This window comes from Lysobacter sp. Soil_N_23, from assembly GCF_057656135.1.
On the sequence record NZ_JBDGKY010000019.1, the window covers coordinates 1 to 15,441 of the forward strand.

A 15,441-nucleotide genomic window follows, 5' to 3' on the forward strand; every position below is an offset into this window, starting at 1 on the left:
CACCCCAACCCCTCTCCCGCAAGCGGGAGAGGGGCTAAAGAAGACCGTCATCCCCGCGAAGGCGGGGACCCAGCGACATTGCTCCTGATGCCCGTCATTCCCGCGAAGGCGGGAACCCAGTGACTCTGCTCGGGCGGGTTTGAAACCACCTCACCCTCCAGCGGGCGTCCGGGCCCGAGCTCCCGACCGAGCGAGGGCACGGACACCGCCCCGTAACGGCACAGCCCGAGTCCCGCCCTTGCAGCCATGTCATGCGGGCAGCGCATGGAGCCAACACACGAAGTCAATGAAACAACTGCAGCGTTGGCAAGGAGGGGGTGGGGTGTATTTCGCGAACAGTTAACGGAGCGAAGCGGAGGTTCGCGGAATACACCCCCCCTCCCCCCCGCACGCCACGCACGCAAAAGAAAACGGGCCGCATCGCGGCCCGCTTGCCCTCACCCCAACCCCTCTCCCGCAAGTGGGAGAGGGGCTTGAAGCGTCAGAACTCGTAGTCCATCGTCGGCCCCGGCGGCGCCAGGAAGTTGCCCTGCGCGTAGTCGATGCCCGCGCCGAACAGGATGCTCATGCTGCCGGCATCCTGGACGAACTCGGCGATGGTGACCTTGCCCAGCTCGCGCGCCTTGTCGGCGATCTCACGCACCCGCTGCTGGTGGTCGGGATTGCCGGTCAGGTCTTCCATGTAGCTGCGGTCGATCTTCAACAGCGCCGCGTCGAAGTGGGTCAGCAGCTGGAACGAGTTGAGGCCCACGCCAAACTGCTCCAGCCCCACCCGCACCCCGTACCGGGCGACCGTGGCCTGGAACTCCTGGGCCGCGCGCAGGTGCGTGAACACCTTCGACTCCGGCAGCTGCAGCACCAGCATCCGGCCGTCGGCGCCGTGGCGGGCCAACTGCTCCTGGATGAACTGCTGCAACGTGTTGTCCTGCAGCGAAGCCTGCGTGATCTTGACCAGCATCGTGGTCTGCTTGCCGGCGCGCATCCGCTCGCCGATCACCGCGATCGCCTTGCCCACCACCCAGCGGTCGATCTCCCACAGCAGCCCATGTTCCTCGGCAATCTGCAGGAAGGTCAGAGGCGGAACCAGCTCGCCGTGCTCGCCGCGCAGGCGCAGATACGCCTCGTACATCTCGATCGGCTCGCCATGCAGGCCGATCAACGGCTGGTAGTCCATGACGAAACGATCGGCGTCGAGCGCATCGCGGATGCGCGTGACCCAGGCCTCCACGCGCTCTTCCTCGGCGCGGTCGGCTGCGCCCGGATCGAACAGATCGGTGCGGTTGCCGCCGACGCCGCTGGCCGACTGCACGCACTGGCTGGCCTTGCCGAGCACGGCGGTGACGCTGGCGATCTTCTCGCCGATGAGCACGCCACCGATGCTGACGGTGGTGCTGAGCGAACGGTCGGCGGTCTCGAGCACGTGGTCGGCGAAGGCAGTGCGCAGGCTTTCGGCCAGGCCCATGCTGCGCTTGTGGTCGCTGTTGTTGGTGAGCACGGCGAACTGGTGCTCGCCGAAGCGCGCCGCGACGTCGTCCGGGCCCAGTGCCGCACGCAGGCGCTCGGCCATCGCCGCGATCAGCGAGTCGGCCGCATCCAGGCCGATGTCCTGGAGCAGGCGGTTGAAGTGGTCCGGCTCGATCAGCAGCAGGCCGTGGTGGGTGGCGTTCTGCGCGGCGTCGGCGACGGCGTCCTCGAGCGCACGCAGGAACGTGGCGCGATTGAGCAGGCCGGTGACCTGGTCGCGCTGGCGCAGCGCCTCGACCTCGCGGGCAAGCTCGGGGTCGATTTCCTGTCGGCGCAGGATCACCTGCAGGCAGGCTTCGCCCTCGTAGCTGGCCTGGGTGAACTCCATCACCGCCGCGAAATTGCTGCCGTCGAGTGCGCGCGCTTCGGTCTCGTGCCGGGGCGGGGCATCGCCCTTGCCGATCTGCTTGAGCAACTGCTTGAACCCGTCGACCCGCGCCGGCGCGATCAGGTCCAGCAGCGACATGCCTTCGATGTCTTCAAAGGTCTCGAAGCCGAAGATTTCCAGGTACGCCGGATTGGCGCGGATGTGCATGCCTTCGTGGATGTAGGCGATCGGCTCGCGCGAGGAGTCGATCAGCGCATCGCAGCGGCGCTCGGTCTCGCGCACCTGGGCTTCCAGCCGGCGCAGCGCACGGCGCGCCTCCAGGTCGGCCCATTCGCGACGGACCCGGCTCTGGATGTGGTCGGCGTGGCCGCGCAGGATCACGCCGCGGGCGCCGAGGGTGAACATCTCGAGCAGGCGCGTGTCGTCGATGCTGTCGATCAGCATCAACACGGGCAGGTCCTTGCCGCTGGCGTCGACCGCGTGCATCACCTTGGTGATCGGCACCGCGCGCGCTTCGCGGGCGGCCAGCACGATGTCCGGCAGCGGGTGCTGGCCGATCATGCTGGCCAGTTCGGCCTCGTTTTCTGGTCGTGACGGGCGCACCGCGATTCCGCTGTTGCGCAGCCCGCTGACGATGGCCTCGGCTGCCTCGACACTGTCGTCGACGATCAGCAGGCGCAGCGCCGTATCTTTGCCGAATTGCATTGCGTCACCTCCCCAAGCCGGTTTTATGACACGAACCGGGAGATGAGTCCACGCGGCAGCGACGGAATCGGGATTGGCGACGGGGTTTTGCTGGCGGGGTCATCAGTGGGGGCAAGTCCGGTGGGCATTCGAACGGAACGCGCAGCGACGTCCGGGGGCGCGATCCGTCGACGTCAGCGGCGCATCGACGCCGGGCAGCGACCGGCAGCTTGCGGCCGGCACGAGACCGCCGCGTTACAGCGGACGCTTGCCCGGGTCGCCGGCGACTTCGCGCACGAGCCGCGGTACCAGGTACCCCGACAGGCGTGCCGCCAGTTGGCGGTGCAGGCGCAGCGCGGTCTCGTCGCTGACCTCGAAGTGGGCCGAGCCCTGGACGCGGTCGAGCTGGTGCAGGTAGTAGGGCAGGACACCGGCGGCGAGCCCGCGTTCGCTCAGCGCAGCCAGGGCATCGACGGAGTCGTTCACGCCCCGCAGCAGGACCGCCTGATTGAGCAAAGTCGCGCCGGCGCTCCGCAGACGCGCCAGGGCTTCGTCGACGTCGGCATCGAATTCATTGGCGTGGTTGGCATGCAGTACCACCGTGACCGGCCAGGGCAGGGCGCGCAGCCAGGCCAGCAGGGCCTCGTCGACCCGTTCGGGCAACACCACCGGCAGCCGCGTGTGCACACGCAGCCGCTTGAGGTGAGGGATGCCGGCAAGGGCGTCGGTCAGCTCGGCCAGCTTGGGAGTGGCGAGCGACCAGGGGTCGCCGCCGGAGAGGATGACCTCGTCGATACCGCTGTCGCCCGCGATCAGCGCAACCGCCTCGCGCCAGCCGGCCGCCGCCGCGGTTTCCTCGGCGTAGGGGAAATGGCGACGGAAGCAGTAGCGGCAGTGGATCGCGCAGCTGCCGGTGGTGACCAGCAGGGCGCGGCCGCGGTACTTGCGGATCACGCCATGCCCGGCCTTGGCCGCGGCGTCGCCGACTGCGTCCAGGCTGAATCCCGGCATCGGCTGCATTTCCGCATCCAGTGGCAGGACCTGGCGGAGCAGCGGATCGTTCGGGTCGCCGTGGCGCATGCGGGCGATGAATCCGCGTGGGACCCGCAGCGGGAACTGGGCGGCGGCCTCCTCGGAGATGCCCAGGCCGGCGCCCTCCAGGCCCAGCAGCGCCAGCAGCTCGCGCGGATCACGCACGGCCTCACGCCACAGCTGCTGCCAGCGTTGTGCGACGGGCGTGTGCGGAAGGGTGGCAGGCTGCACTGCGATGGGGGCTGCGGGTATCATGGCGGACCGGTTTTCCTTGCGCCGTGGCTTCGGGCCGGGCGCAACAACCCGCCATTCTAGCCTCCGCCGCGATTGCGACGGGCCGGCGCCAAGACACTTATTCATCTAGCAGGAGTTGCACCCATGGCCAGTTTGGGCATGAACGACGTCAAGAACGGCCAGAAGATCCTGGTCAACAACGACCCGTGCATCATCACCGACACCGAGTACGTCAAGCCGGGCAAGGGCCAGGCCTTCACCCGCGTGAAGTACCGCAGCATCAAGTCGGGCCGCGTGGTCGAAATGACCATGAAGGCGACCGACAACGTGGAGCAGGCCGACGTCGTCGACACCGACATGCAGTACCTGTACTCCGACGGCGAGTACTGGCACTTCATGAACCAGGAGTCGTTCGAGCAGGTCCAGGCCGACAAGGCCGGCATGGGCGGCGCCGAGAAGTACCTCAAGGGCGAGGAAGCCTGCGTGGTGACGCTGTGGAACGGTACCCCGATCGCGGTGCAGCCGCCGAACTTCGTCGAGCTCAAGATCGTCGAGACCGACCCGGGCGTGCGTGGCGATACCTCCGGCGGCGGCGGCAAGCCGGCCACGCTGGAAACCGGCGCCGTGGTGCGCGTGCCGCTGTTCGTCGGCCAGGACGAGATCATCAAGGTCGACACCCGCTCGGGCGAGTACGTCAGCCGAGTCAAGTGACGATTTGGCCCGTGGCCGCATCGCGGCCACGGCTTCGCCAAATCGTCATCCCGGCGAAAGCCGGGATCCAGGCGCCCGCGGAGCGGGCGTGCAGTTGCCCGTCGCAGTAGTGGCCCGTCATCCCCGCGAAGGCGGGGACCCAGTGACTTATGCCTTGCTGTCACAGAGCACGAAGACACTGGGTTCCCGCCTTCGCGGGAATGACGGAACTCGAGGACACTGGGTTCCTTCGCGGGAATGACGAGATGCGAAGACGGCGGGTTCCCGCCTCCGCAGAAACGACGAACCATCGCCTTCGCGGGAACGCCGAAACAAAAGGACACCCATGCATCCCGACACCCGACCCGAAGCCTGCGACCTGTTGATCGAAGCCGGATGGGTGGTGCCGGTCGAGCCGCACGGCGTGGTCCTGGAGGACCATGCGGTCGCCGTCCGCGATGGCGCCATCGTCGCGCTGTTGCCGACCCGCGAAGCGCGCACGCGCTTCATCGCCGCCGAGACCGTGTCGCGCCCGGATGCGGCACTGATTCCCGGCCTGATCAACGCCCACACCCACAACCCGATGACGCTGCTGCGCGGCATCGCCGACGACCTGCCGCTGATGGAATGGCTGCAAGGCCACATCTGGCCGGTGGAAGGCGCGGTGATCGGGCCGGAGTTCGTCGCCGACGGCATCGCCCTGGCCATCGCCGAGATGCTCCGCGGCGGCACCACCTGCGCCAACGAAAACTACTTCTTCCCCGACGTGCAGGCCGCGGTCTACAAGCGCCACGGTTTCCGCGCCCGCGTCGGATTGCCGGTGATCGACTTCCCGACCGCATGGGCCAAGTCCTCCGACGAATACTTCGACCGCGCCGGCGAAGTGCACGACCAGTGGCGCGACGATGCCCTGGTCAGCACCACCTTCGCACCGCACGCGCCGTACACCGTGTCGGACGCGAACTTCGAACGCATCCGCATGCTGTCCGACCAGCTCGACGTGCCGGTGCACCTGCACACGCACGAGACTGCGCACGAAGTGGCCGAGTCGCACGAAAAGCACGGCCAGCGCCCGCTGGCGCGGCTGGACCGGCTCGGCCTGGTCAACGATCGCCTGATCGCGGTGCACATGACCCAGCTGACCGACGCCGAAATCGAGCTGTGCGCGCAGCGGGGCGTCAGCGTCGCCCATTGCCCCGAGTCCAATCTCAAGCTGGCCTCCGGGTTCTGTCCGGTCGGCAAGCTGCAGAAGGCGGGCGTCAACATCGCCATCGGCACCGACGGCTGCGCCAGCAACAACGACCTGGACATGTTCGGCGAGACCCGCACCGCTGCGCTGCTGGCCAAGGCGGTCGCGTCCGATGCCTCGGCGCTCGATGCGGCCAGCGCATTGCACGCCGCGACGCTGGGCAGCGCACGCGCGCTGGGCTTTGAAGCGAAAGTCGGTTCGATCGAGGTCGGCAAGCAGGCCGACCTGGTCTGCATCGACCTGGACCAGATCGAGACCCAGCCGCTGCACCACGTGATCTCGCAGCTGATCTATGCGACCGGCCGCCAGCAGGTGAGCGATGTCTGGATCGCCGGGCAGGCGAAACTGCGCGGGCGCGTGCTGGTCGACATCGACGAGCGGGCGCTGGTCGCCAATGCCAAGCAGTGGCGTACGCGGATCGCGGCGATCAGACTGTCGTGACGATTCCGCCGTCCCCCATTGCCGTCATCCCCGCGAAGGCGGGGACCCAGCGACTTGCCCGGGCCGCAACGTACAAAGTCGCTGGGTTCCCGCCTTCGCGGGAATGACGATCAGATAGAGACTCCGCATGAATACCGCTCCCAACGACAGCAACTTCAACCAGGCCGAGCTCGACAAGTTCGGCGCGCTCGCCCAGCGCTGGTGGGACCCGCAGGGTCCGCAGAAGGCACTGCACGCGCTCAATCCGGCCCGCCTGGGCTACGTCGTCCAGCGCACTTCGCTGCAAGGCGTGCGCGTGCTCGACGTCGGCTGCGGCGCTGGCCTGCTCAGCGAGGCGATGGCGGGCGAGGGCGCCCAGGTCACCGCACTCGACCTGGCCCCGGAGCTGGTCAAGGTGGCGCGCCTGCACGGCCTGGAGACCGGCGTGAAGGTCGATTACCGGCTGCAGTCGGTCGAGTCGCTGGCCGAGGAAATGCCGGGCCAGTTCGATGCGATCACCTGCATGGAGATGCTGGAGCACGTGCCCGACCCCGGTTCGATCATCCGCGCCTGCACGGCGCTGCTGCGTCCGGGTGGACGCCTGTTCCTGTCCACGCTCAACCGCACGCCGGCGGCCTTCGCCCTGGCCATCGTCGGCGCCGAGTACGTCGCCCGCGTGCTGCCGCGCGGCACCCACCAGTACCGCGACTTCATCAAGCCGTCGGAACTGGGGGCGTGGCTGCGTGAGGCCGGCATGCAGCTGGAAGACGTCAGCGGCCTGATGTACGAACCCTGGCGCAACAGCGCACGTGTGATCGAGCGCACCGACGTCAACTACCTTGCCTGCGCGCGCAAGCCGGACGCCTGAGCCATGCCGGCACACGCGTTCCCCCGCGCCGTCCTGTTCGATCTCGACGGCACCCTGCTCGACAGCGCGCCGGACATGGTCGCGGCAATCGATGCCATGCGCGCCGCGCGCGGGCAGTCTCCGATGCCCCTCGACGAACTGCGCCCGCATGTGTCCAAGGGCGCGCGGGCGATGGTCGCGGCGGCATTCCCGCAGGTCGACGAGCCGCAGCGCGAAAGCTGGATCCCGGAGTTCCTCGGCCACTACGAGCGCGAGCTTGGTCGCCACGGCCGGCTGTTCGACGGTGTCGAGGCGATGCTGGCGGCGCTGGAAGCGGCCGGCAGCACCTGGGGCATCGTCACCAACAAGCCCGAGTACCTGGCCCGCCAGCTGATGCCCGTGCTGGGCTGGGAGCAGCGCTGCGCGGTGCTGATCGGTGGCGACACGCTGGCGCGGCGCAAGCCCGACCCGTTGCCGCTGACCGTTGCCGCCGAGCGCATCGGCATCGAACCGTCGCAGTGCATCTATGTCGGTGACGACGAGCGCGACATCCAGGCCGCACGCGCCGCCGGCATGCCGTCGGTGGTCGCGCTGTGGGGTTATCGCCTCGACGGTGACGATCCGGTGGCGTGGCAGGGCGATGTCATGATCGAAACGGCGGGCGAGCTGATCGACGCGGCGACATGGCCGGTGCCGCGATGAGCGAGCCGTTGCCCTCGCCCTTACCAGGTGACGGAGCTGGTGACGGCGGCAGCGGCGACGCGCTCGACAGTTTCCTCGACAAGTTCCGCGCGCGCTGGCCCGAGTGGGCCGTGGTGCAGGTGTTCGTGCCGCAGGCACAGCGCGAAGTCGCCCTGGCCTGGGCGACGCTGCTGCAGGAACTGACCGACGCGGCGTGGGGCGGCAGCGATCCGCGTCCCGGCGAGGCCAAGCTGGCGTGGTGGGCCGAAGAGCTGCGCGGCTGGACCCTGGGCGCCAGGCGCCATCCGCTCGGCATCGCCCTGCAGAAATTGCCGGCGCCGTGGCTGACGTTGGCCACCGCGCTGCCGTATCTGCGCGAAAGTCGTGAGCGCCCGCGCGATCGCGACGACGCCTATGCTTCGCTGCGCCCGTTCGCGCACGCCGTCGCCGTCATCGAGTCGGCGCTGTTTGCCGGGACGGAACCCTCACGCGAGTCTTCCGGCCAGGATGAGCAGGCCGAACTGACCGTCGCCGCAGGCCTGCTGTACTCGCGCCTGGCGCACGTTGGCGAGGCCGCCGCACCACTGACGACGCTGGCCCGTGCCGGCAGCCAGCCGGTGGCCAGCGCGTGGGCGGCCGAACTGCTGCAGGGCTGGCCCCCGGCAGGGGCTGCCACGCGGCCGCGCAGGGTGTGGTCGGCGCTTGCCCGCCAGCGCCTGCGCCGTGGCGACGCGGCGTTGCCGTTGCCGTTGCCGCCGTGGAGCGCCCTCCTGGGTGCCTGGCGCGGTGCCCGCAGCTGAGGCCGGCGGCGGTCCATCCCAGCGGCGACCTCGCAACTGACTGTTGCAGGCCACGCCAGCGAGGCGGTCGCGGCCGCCCGCTACAATGGCCCGGCTTGCGCTCCCCCGCGCCAACCCCCATACCCTTGCCCGTGACCACGACCTCGCAAACCCCGCGCCGTCTCCCCGATGTCGCCTTCGACGCCGCCGCCGCGGCGCGGACGCTCGACTGGGTCGGCATGTCCAACATCGCCCTGCCGCTGCGCGTGGCATCGGCCGATGGCGACACGATGACGGTCGCCGCTTCGGTCGACGTGTCCGTCGACCTCAAGGACGCCAACGCCCGCGGCATCCACATGTCGCGCATGTACCTGCAGTTGCAGAACGCCTTTGCCAGCGAGACGGTCACCCCGGCCGGCCTGCGCCGCGTCCTGCAGACACTGATCGACAACCAGGGCGGCATCTCCAGCGCCGCGCGCCTGGTGGTCCGCTACGAACAACTGCTGTTGCGCCAGGCCCTGGCCAGCGACAACGCCGGCTGGAAGCGCTACCCGGTCGAGATCGACGCCAGCCTGCGCGAAGGCCACCTGCACCTGGCGCTGCGCTTCGCGGTCGAGTACTCCAGCACGTGCCCGGCCTCGGCGGCACTCTCGCGTCAGCTCAATGCCGAGCGGTTCGCCGAGGACTTCGCCGCTGCGCGACCGCTGTCGAACGCGGTCGTCGGTGAGTGGCTGGCATCGGAGCGTGGCCTGGCCGCGACCCCGCATGCGCAGCGCAGCCGCGCCGACGTCCGGGTCGAGCTGCGCCCGGCCTTCGACGAACTGCCGCTGGCTGCGCTGATCGATGCGCTGGAGCAGGCGCTGGGCACGCCGGTGCAGACCGCGGTCAAGCGCGAGGATGAACAGGCCTTCGCCCGCCTCAACGCCGAGAACCTGATGTTCTGCGAGGACGCCGCCCGTCGTGTCGCCGCCGCCTTGTCGGCCGATCCGCGCATCGAGCGCTTCGACGCCGAAGTGGCGCATTTCGAGAGCCTGCACGCGCACGATGCCGTGGCCCGCGTCAGCGGTCAGGGCGCCCCGGCCTGAACTTGCCGCGCTGAAGGGCCGCTTGCGGCCCTGGAAGCACACGGCCCGCTTGCGGCCCTGGCACCGCACGGCCCGGCAACCCTTTATTCGACCGTAGGCACGCCCGATCCGCCGGGCGGTTTCGCGACGGCCGTCTCACTTGGGATATGCTCGACGCGTAACCAGGGGGCCGGTCCGGATCATGGGGAAACCCGCGCGTCGGTGGTGGCAGGCAACAGTTGCCGTGTTCGCAATGCTGGTGGCGACTTCAGTGTCGGCGCAGCTTTTCGACGTGGCCCGCCTCGACGGCGATCCGCTCCCGGTGCAGGTGCTGGCCGGCGAACTTGACGGCGAATTCGCCCAGGTCGAAGGCCAGTCGGTCTTCGAGACTTCGTCGCAACCGCGCTGGTGGCGACTGACCGCACGCGAGGCGGTGGCGCCGGCCGATGCGCCCCATCTGGTCCTACGCTTCCCGCACCTCAACCAGGTCGAGGTCTGGCGACCCGGCGAAGCCATGCCCGTACGCCGGGGGCTGATCGGCGACGTCGCCGACCGCTCCTTCTCGACGCGGGCGCTGGTGGTGCCCTTGCCGCAGGGTCTGGCCACCGGCGAGCAGATCTACCTGCGCGTGCACATGCTCAGCCCGTCGCCGATGCCGGTGGCGGTCGAACCGCTGGAGGAGGTGCATCGCCACGACCTGCGCCACGTCGCCCTGCGCACGCTGGTGCTGGGCACGTTGCTGGTGCTGGCAATGCTCGCCTTCGGTTTCTGGATCGGCATCGGCGAGCGCAGCTACGTCTATCTGTTCATGGCGATGTTCGCCCAGGCGCTGTACCAGGCCTGCATCGGCGGCGAACTTCGGATACTGCCGTGGCTGGCCGACCTGATCGGCTACGACCCGCGCGTGGGCCGCATGTTCGGCATGCTGACGGTGCTGGCCAGCAACAGCTTCCTGGCCTTCTACCTGGGCCTGCCGGAACGGCAGCCGCGCCTGATGAAGGTCCTGCATGGCTGCAATGCACTGCTGCTGGTCCTGATGCTCGCCACGGTCGGCAGTGCTGCCAGCGTGATCGAGCTGACCGGCAACCTGGTGCTGCTGGTATCGGCGGCGATCATGTTCGTGGCCAGCGTCGTCGGCAGCTTCCAGCGCCAGCGCGAGGCCTACTTCATGCTGCTGTCGTGGTCGCCGATGGTGGTGCTGGTGATCCTGCGGCTGGGCGAGCTGCTCGGCGGCTGGCGCAATCCGGAGTGGCTGGAGTACGCACTGCCGATTGGATTTGCGCTGGGCGGGCTGGTGCTGACGATCGGCCTGACCGACCACATGCACCAGCTGCGCCGCGACCGCGATCACGCCAGCCGTCTGGCCACCTACGACGTGCTGACCGGCGCGCTGACCCGCTCGGCGATCGAGGAACGACTGGAAACGCTGGTCGAGTCGGCGCAACGCGGGCGCCGGCCGCTGTCGGTGGTGTTCTTCGACGTCGACCATTTCAAGCGCATCAACGACGAACACGGTCACCGCATCGGCGACCAGACCTTGCGCATCATCGCCCTGCGCACCCGCAACCGCCTGCGCACCTACGACCTGTTCGGCCGCTTTGGCGGCGACGAGATCCTGGTGGTGCTGCCCGACACGCAACTGCGCGAAGCGCTGGGCGTGGCGGAGAACCTTCGTGTCTCGGTCAATTGCCGGCCACTGTCGATAGACGGTCGCCTGTTCCCGGCCACGCTCAGCCTCGGCGTCGCCGAACTGCATCACGGCGAGAGCATGGAGAAACTGCTCGAGCGCGCCGACGCGGCGCTGTATGCGAGCAAGGAGATGGGCCGTGATCGCGTCACCGGCTACACCGCCTCGCGCCTGCGCGCGACCGCGGAGACGGTCTGACGCCCGGTAGGAGCGAACTTGCTCGCGATCGGCGCACCCATCCAGCGCCCCCTGTAGGAGCGAGCTTGCTCGCGATTGACGTAACAGCGGCGGGCAGGCCCATCGCGAGCAAGCTCGCTCCTACCGCTGGGGTGTCGATCCGTTGCCGTGCTCGAGCACCAGCAGTGGATCCATGCGCACGTCGAACCAGTTCATGCCCCAGTGCAGATGCGGCCCGGTGGCGCGACCGGTGGCGCCGACCTTGCCGATCACCTGGCCCTGCTGCACGCGGTCGCCGACCTTCACATCGATCCGCGACAGGTGCAGGAAGTTCGAACTGACGCCATGGCCGTGGTCGATCAGCAGCGTCCCGCCGGTGAGGTACAGGTCCGGCGCGGCGAACGTCACCACACCGGCGGCGGGTGCCTTGATCGGCGTGCCGGTCGGCGCGGCGATGTCCATGCCAGAGTGCGGCGACTTGGGTGTGCCGTTGTAGACGCGCTGGTTGCCAAAGCGCCCGCTGATGCGGCCCTGCAGCGGCCAGATGAATGACTGCGCGTAGTCGTCGCGGTCGTCGTCGCGCACGCGCGCGGCGGTGACCAGCGCCTGCTCGCGCTCGATGCGCGCGGCGATCTCCGGTGGCGGATCGACGGTCTTGGGCGGTACGCCGTTGATGTTCTCCACTGGCCAGTCGCGCGCGGAAACGGCGATGGTGTTGACCGCCGTGTCGCCGTTGCCATCGGTGATCTTCACCGTGAGCGGACCCTTGGCATCTCGGCCGACACCGAACGCGAAGGTGCCATCGTGCGAAACGCGCAGTCGCCGACCGTCGTACTCGACGATGGCGTCGGGCGCGGCGAGGCCGATCACCAGCGAACCCTGCGGCACGCTGGTCGGAAGGAACGCGGCATGGAACCGCTGATCCTGGGTTTGCGATGAAGTCGCCTGCTGCGCCATCGCCGCACCGGACAGCGCCAGGAACTGAAGCGCCAGCACCGCCGCGATGCGCAATCTCATCGATCGAAGGCCAGGCGCTGGCCCTGCGGCGTGCCGATCAGGCGCCGGCCGTCCCAGGCCAGCTCGCCATTGACCCAGGTCGAGGCGATGCGCGAATGGAAGGTGGTGCCCTCGAACGGCGACCAGCCGCACTTCGACAGCACGTCCTCGCGCTGCACCGTGAACGGCGTGTCGTCGATCAGCACCAGGTCGGCGGCGTAGCCTTCGCGCAGGAAGCCGCGGCCCTGGACGTCGAACAGCTGCGCCGGCGCGTGGGCGAACTTCTGCACGACCTGGGCGGTGCTCAGGCGGCCCTCGTGGACCAGTTCCAGCGCGGCATTGAGCGCGTACTGCACCAGCGGCAGGCCGCTCGGCGCGGAGGCGTAGGGGCGCGCCTTCTCCTCCAGCGTGTGCGGAGCATGGTCGGTGGCGAGCACGTCGATGACATCGTTGGCCAACGCCTGGATCAGCGCTTCGCGGTCGCCGGCGTCCTTGATCGCCGGGTTGCACTTGATCAAATTGCCCAGGCGTTCGTAATCGGCGCGGTCGAAGCGCAGGAAATGGACGCAGGTCTCGGCGGTGATCCGCTTGCGAGTGCCGTCGCCGCGCAGCAGCGGACCACGCTCGAACAGCGCCAGTTCGTCTGCGGTGCTGATGTGCAGCACGTGCAGGCGCGAGTTGTGCTTCTTCGCCAGCGACAGCGCCAGTTGCGTCGACTTGATGCACGCTTCGCGCGAGCGGATGTCGGGATGGCAGGCCGCGGGGATGTCGTCGCCGTACTTGGCCTTGTAGCGGGCCATTTCGGCGTCGATCATCGGCGTGTCTTCGCAGTGCGTGATGATCGGCGTCGGCGCGTCGCGGAAGATGCCGTCGAGGATGTCCGGGTTGTCGACCAGCATGTTGCCGGTGGAGGCGCCCATGAACACCTTGATGCCCGGTGCGGTGCGCGGGTCCAGCGACTGGATCGCGGCGAGGTTGTCGTTGCTGGCGCCCATGTAGAAGCCGAAGTTGCCCCATGCGCGGCCGGTGGCGCGCTGGTACTTGTTCTCCAGCGCCGCCGCATCGAGCGTGGGCGGGTTGGTGTTGGGCATGTCCATGAAGGAGGTCAGGCCGCCGGCCACGGCCGCGGCCGACTCGGTCGCGATGTCGGCCTTGTACTCCAGGCCCGGCTCGCGGAAGTGCACCTGGTCATCGATCATGCCAGGCAGCAGGCGGCGTCCGCCGGCGTCGACCACCGTTTCGCCGTCGCGGGCGGACAGTCCGCTACCGATCTGGGCGATGCGGCCGGCTTCGATGCGCAGGTCGCCGTCGAATTCGCGACCTTCGTTGACCAGGCGGGCGTTGACGATCAGTGTCGACATGTGTGCTTTCCGTGGAGGGGCTCAGGCACCGGATCGTGCCCGCCGGGGTGCAGGGGATGGCAGCGCAGGATCCGCCGGACGGCCAGCCAGCTGCCCTTGAGGGCGCCAAAACGGGCGACCGCCTGCATGGCGTATTCCGAGCAGGTGGGATGGAAACGACAACGCGGCCCAAGCAGTGGACTGATCCAGCGCTTGTAGCCGCGGAGCATGGCGATGAGGAGGCGGTCGATCACGATTCCTTAATGCGGTCAAGCACTTGAATGTGCGGTTGCCGCAGGTGCCGGGGCAGGGTATAACAGCGCGCTTTCCCGTCACAAGGCTTCAGGTTCGAACGATCCGCACAGGCTCGCTTGAACCGTGCGGAACCGGCACGATGTATGGCTCCGCACCGGCATTCCGGCACTTGTACGCCGTGATGCAAAGTCGGGCATGCTGTGGCCTATGCACGCTGGCCTTAATTCAGCCTTCGAACCCCGGTTCGGAGGTCCTCAGGGGAACAGAAGGACAAGTCGCTCGTGGCAGTGAAAAAAACCGCGAAGAAGGCCGCCAAGGCCGTCAAGAAGACCGTCAAGCCGGCCGCGAAGAAGGCCGTGTCCAGCAAACCCGCAGCGAAGAAGGCGGTCGCCAAGAAGCCGGCCGCCAAGAAGGTCGCCAGCAAGAAGCCGGTCGCCAAAAAGGCGGCTCCGGCCAAAAAGCCTGTCGCCAAGAAGGCCGTGGTCGCCAAGAAGGCGCCGGTCAAGAAGGCGGCCGTGGCCAAGAAACCCGTCGCCAGGAAGGCGGTACCGGCCAAGAAGCCGGTCGCCAGGAAGGCGACGCCCGTGAAGCCGGCCGCCAAGCCGGCAGCCGTCAAGACGGCAGTAGTAAAGCAAGCTCCCGCGAAGCAGGCCGCACTGGCCAAGCCCGCGCCGAGCAAGGCCCTCCCCCGTAACGAGGGCAAGCCCGCCGCCAAGCCGGAGAGCAAGCCCGTCGTCGTCAAGAAACCCGCACCGCGTCCGGCCATCAAGTCTGCATCGGTGGAACCGGCCGTAAGCAAGCCTCAAGTTGCCAAGAATCCAGTGACGCAATCCGCATCCAACAAGGCGCCTGCGAAAGCGGCGGCCGCCAGTATCCCAGCGACCAAAACCGCTCCACGTCCGACCGGCAAGGTAGCCGTCGCCGTCGTCGCCAAGCCGCAGGCCCCCGCGCCGAAAGGCAAGGTCAAGGTCGTGCCGTACACCACCGATGAATCCAGCGGACGCCCCATCGTCCCGACGGGCTATCGCCCGGCGATCGACGAGGAGTACATGAATCCGCTCCAGCTCGAGTATTTCCGTCAGCGCCTGTTGCGTTGGCGCACGGATCTGGTCGAGGAGTCCAAGCAGACCATCGAGAACCTCAAGGACGAAGTCCGCGATGTCGGCGATGAGGCCGAGCGCGCCACGCGTGAGACCGAGAACTCGCTGGAGCTGCGCACCCGCGATCGTTACCGGAAGCTGATCAGCAAGATCGACAGCACGCTCAAGCGTGTTGATTCCGGCGACTACGGTTACTGCGTCGACACCGGCGAGGAAATCGGCCTGGAGCGCCTGGAGGCGCGCCTCACCGCCGAGCGCACGATCGATGCGCAGGAGCGCTGGGAGCACATGCAGAAGCAGATGGGCGACTGAGCCTGGCTCATCGACCTGACGAAAAAGCCCCGCTTCGGCGGG

13 protein-coding genes are annotated in these 15,441 nt (G+C 68.4%); 8 read left to right on the top strand and 5 right to left on the bottom strand.

Annotated features, from left to right (window positions below; genetic code table 11):
* Nucleotides 1-481: 481 nt before the first annotated feature.
* Complete coding sequence (locus tag AC3A3X_RS13810) at nt 482-2,557, bottom strand: EAL domain-containing response regulator (protein ID WP_487583599.1); 2,076 nt, start codon at nt 2,555-2,557, stop codon at nt 482-484.
* 234 nt (nt 2,558-2,791) lie between these two features.
* A complete protein-coding gene (gene epmB, locus AC3A3X_RS13815; RefSeq protein WP_487583600.1) occupies nt 2,792-3,823 on the bottom strand; it encodes an EF-P beta-lysylation protein EpmB in 1,032 nt (343 codons plus the stop codon).
* Nucleotides 3,824-3,946: 123 nt separating this feature from the next.
* Between epmB and efp the strand changes: the two genes are divergently transcribed.
* The 7 genes from efp (at nt 3,947) to AC3A3X_RS13850 (ending at nt 11,417) form a co-directional block, all read left to right on the top strand.
* Nucleotides 3,947-4,513, top strand: a complete 567-nt coding sequence (gene efp, locus AC3A3X_RS13820; protein WP_441814900.1) for an elongation factor P — start codon at nt 3,947-3,949, stop codon at nt 4,511-4,513.
* A 325-nt stretch (nt 4,514-4,838) separates the two neighbouring features.
* Nucleotides 4,839-6,182: a TRZ/ATZ family hydrolase gene (locus tag AC3A3X_RS13825; protein ID WP_487583601.1), complete on the top strand. Its 1,344-nt coding sequence runs from the start codon at nt 4,839-4,841 to the stop codon at nt 6,180-6,182.
* Nucleotides 6,183-6,309: 127 nt separating this feature from the next.
* Complete coding sequence (gene ubiG / locus AC3A3X_RS13830; RefSeq protein ID WP_487583602.1) at nt 6,310-7,029, top strand: bifunctional 2-polyprenyl-6-hydroxyphenol methylase/3-demethylubiquinol 3-O-methyltransferase UbiG; 720 nt, start codon at nt 6,310-6,312, stop codon at nt 7,027-7,029.
* 3 nt (nt 7,030-7,032) lie between these two features.
* Nucleotides 7,033-7,710, top strand: a complete 678-nt coding sequence (locus tag AC3A3X_RS13835; RefSeq protein WP_487583603.1) for a phosphoglycolate phosphatase — start codon at nt 7,033-7,035, stop codon at nt 7,708-7,710.
* On the top strand, nt 7,707-8,489 hold the full coding sequence (locus tag AC3A3X_RS13840; protein ID WP_487583604.1) for a phytoene/squalene synthase family protein: 783 nt from the start codon (nt 7,707-7,709) through the stop codon (nt 8,487-8,489). The genes AC3A3X_RS13835 and AC3A3X_RS13840 overlap by 4 nt, the downstream gene beginning before the upstream one ends.
* 131 nt (nt 8,490-8,620) lie before the next feature.
* A complete protein-coding gene (folE2, locus tag AC3A3X_RS13845) occupies nt 8,621-9,553 on the top strand; it encodes a GTP cyclohydrolase FolE2 (protein WP_487583605.1) in 933 nt (310 codons plus the stop codon).
* Between the two features lie 232 nt (nt 9,554-9,785).
* Entirely contained in the window at nt 9,786-11,417 is a 1,632-nt protein-coding gene (locus AC3A3X_RS13850; protein ID WP_487583659.1) for a diguanylate cyclase, read from the top strand.
* A gap of 120 nt (nt 11,418-11,537) precedes the next feature.
* On the opposite strand, the gene AC3A3X_RS13855 is transcribed toward AC3A3X_RS13850, so the two are convergent.
* From AC3A3X_RS13855 to yidD, 3 genes are read right to left on the bottom strand one after another with little or no spacing between them, the layout of a single operon-like run.
* A complete protein-coding gene (locus tag AC3A3X_RS13855) occupies nt 11,538-12,413 on the bottom strand; it encodes a M23 family metallopeptidase (protein WP_487583606.1) in 876 nt (291 codons plus the stop codon).
* The gene (locus AC3A3X_RS13860) at nt 12,410-13,753 is read right to left on the bottom strand and encodes a dihydroorotase (RefSeq protein WP_487583607.1); all 1,344 of its coding nucleotides are present in this window, start codon (nt 13,751-13,753) and stop codon (nt 12,410-12,412) included. The genes AC3A3X_RS13855 and AC3A3X_RS13860 overlap by 4 nt, the downstream gene beginning before the upstream one ends.
* Nucleotides 13,741-13,962 carry a membrane protein insertion efficiency factor YidD gene (yidD, locus tag AC3A3X_RS13865; RefSeq protein WP_207527161.1) on the bottom strand — a complete coding sequence of 74 codons (222 nt, stop codon included), beginning with the start codon at nt 13,960-13,962 and terminating at the stop codon, nt 13,741-13,743. Before yidD ends, AC3A3X_RS13860 begins: the two co-directional genes overlap by 13 nt.
* A 306-nt stretch (nt 13,963-14,268) precedes the next feature.
* Here yidD and dksA point away from each other — a divergent pair, with 306 nt between their 5' ends.
* Nucleotides 14,269-15,399, top strand: a complete 1,131-nt coding sequence (gene dksA / locus AC3A3X_RS13870) for an RNA polymerase-binding protein DksA (protein WP_487583608.1) — start codon at nt 14,269-14,271, stop codon at nt 15,397-15,399.
* Nucleotides 15,400-15,441: the final 42 nt, after the last annotated feature.

Coding starts and splice junctions, on each gene's coding strand:
- AC3A3X_RS13855 (WP_487583606.1), bottom strand. CDS start 12,413: ATGAGATTGCGCATCGCGGCGGTGCTGGCGCTTCAGTTCCTGGCGCTG.
- AC3A3X_RS13810 (WP_487583599.1), bottom strand. CDS start 2,557: ATGCAATTCGGCAAAGATACGGCGCTGCGCCTGCTGATCGTCGACGAC.
- efp (WP_441814900.1), top strand. CDS start 3,947: ATGGCCAGTTTGGGCATGAACGACGTCAAGAACGGCCAGAAGATCCTG.
- AC3A3X_RS13840 (WP_487583604.1), top strand. CDS start 7,707: ATGAGCGAGCCGTTGCCCTCGCCCTTACCAGGTGACGGAGCTGGTGAC.
- AC3A3X_RS13825 (WP_487583601.1), top strand. CDS start 4,839: ATGCATCCCGACACCCGACCCGAAGCCTGCGACCTGTTGATCGAAGCC.
- yidD (WP_207527161.1), bottom strand. CDS start 13,962: ATGCTCCGCGGCTACAAGCGCTGGATCAGTCCACTGCTTGGGCCGCGT.
- AC3A3X_RS13860 (WP_487583607.1), bottom strand. CDS start 13,753: ATGTCGACACTGATCGTCAACGCCCGCCTGGTCAACGAAGGTCGCGAA.
- ubiG (WP_487583602.1), top strand. CDS start 6,310: ATGAATACCGCTCCCAACGACAGCAACTTCAACCAGGCCGAGCTCGAC.
- AC3A3X_RS13850 (WP_487583659.1), top strand. CDS start 9,786: ATGCTGGTGGCGACTTCAGTGTCGGCGCAGCTTTTCGACGTGGCCCGC.
- AC3A3X_RS13835 (WP_487583603.1), top strand. CDS start 7,033: ATGCCGGCACACGCGTTCCCCCGCGCCGTCCTGTTCGATCTCGACGGC.
- epmB (WP_487583600.1), bottom strand. CDS start 3,823: ATGATACCCGCAGCCCCCATCGCAGTGCAGCCTGCCACCCTTCCGCAC.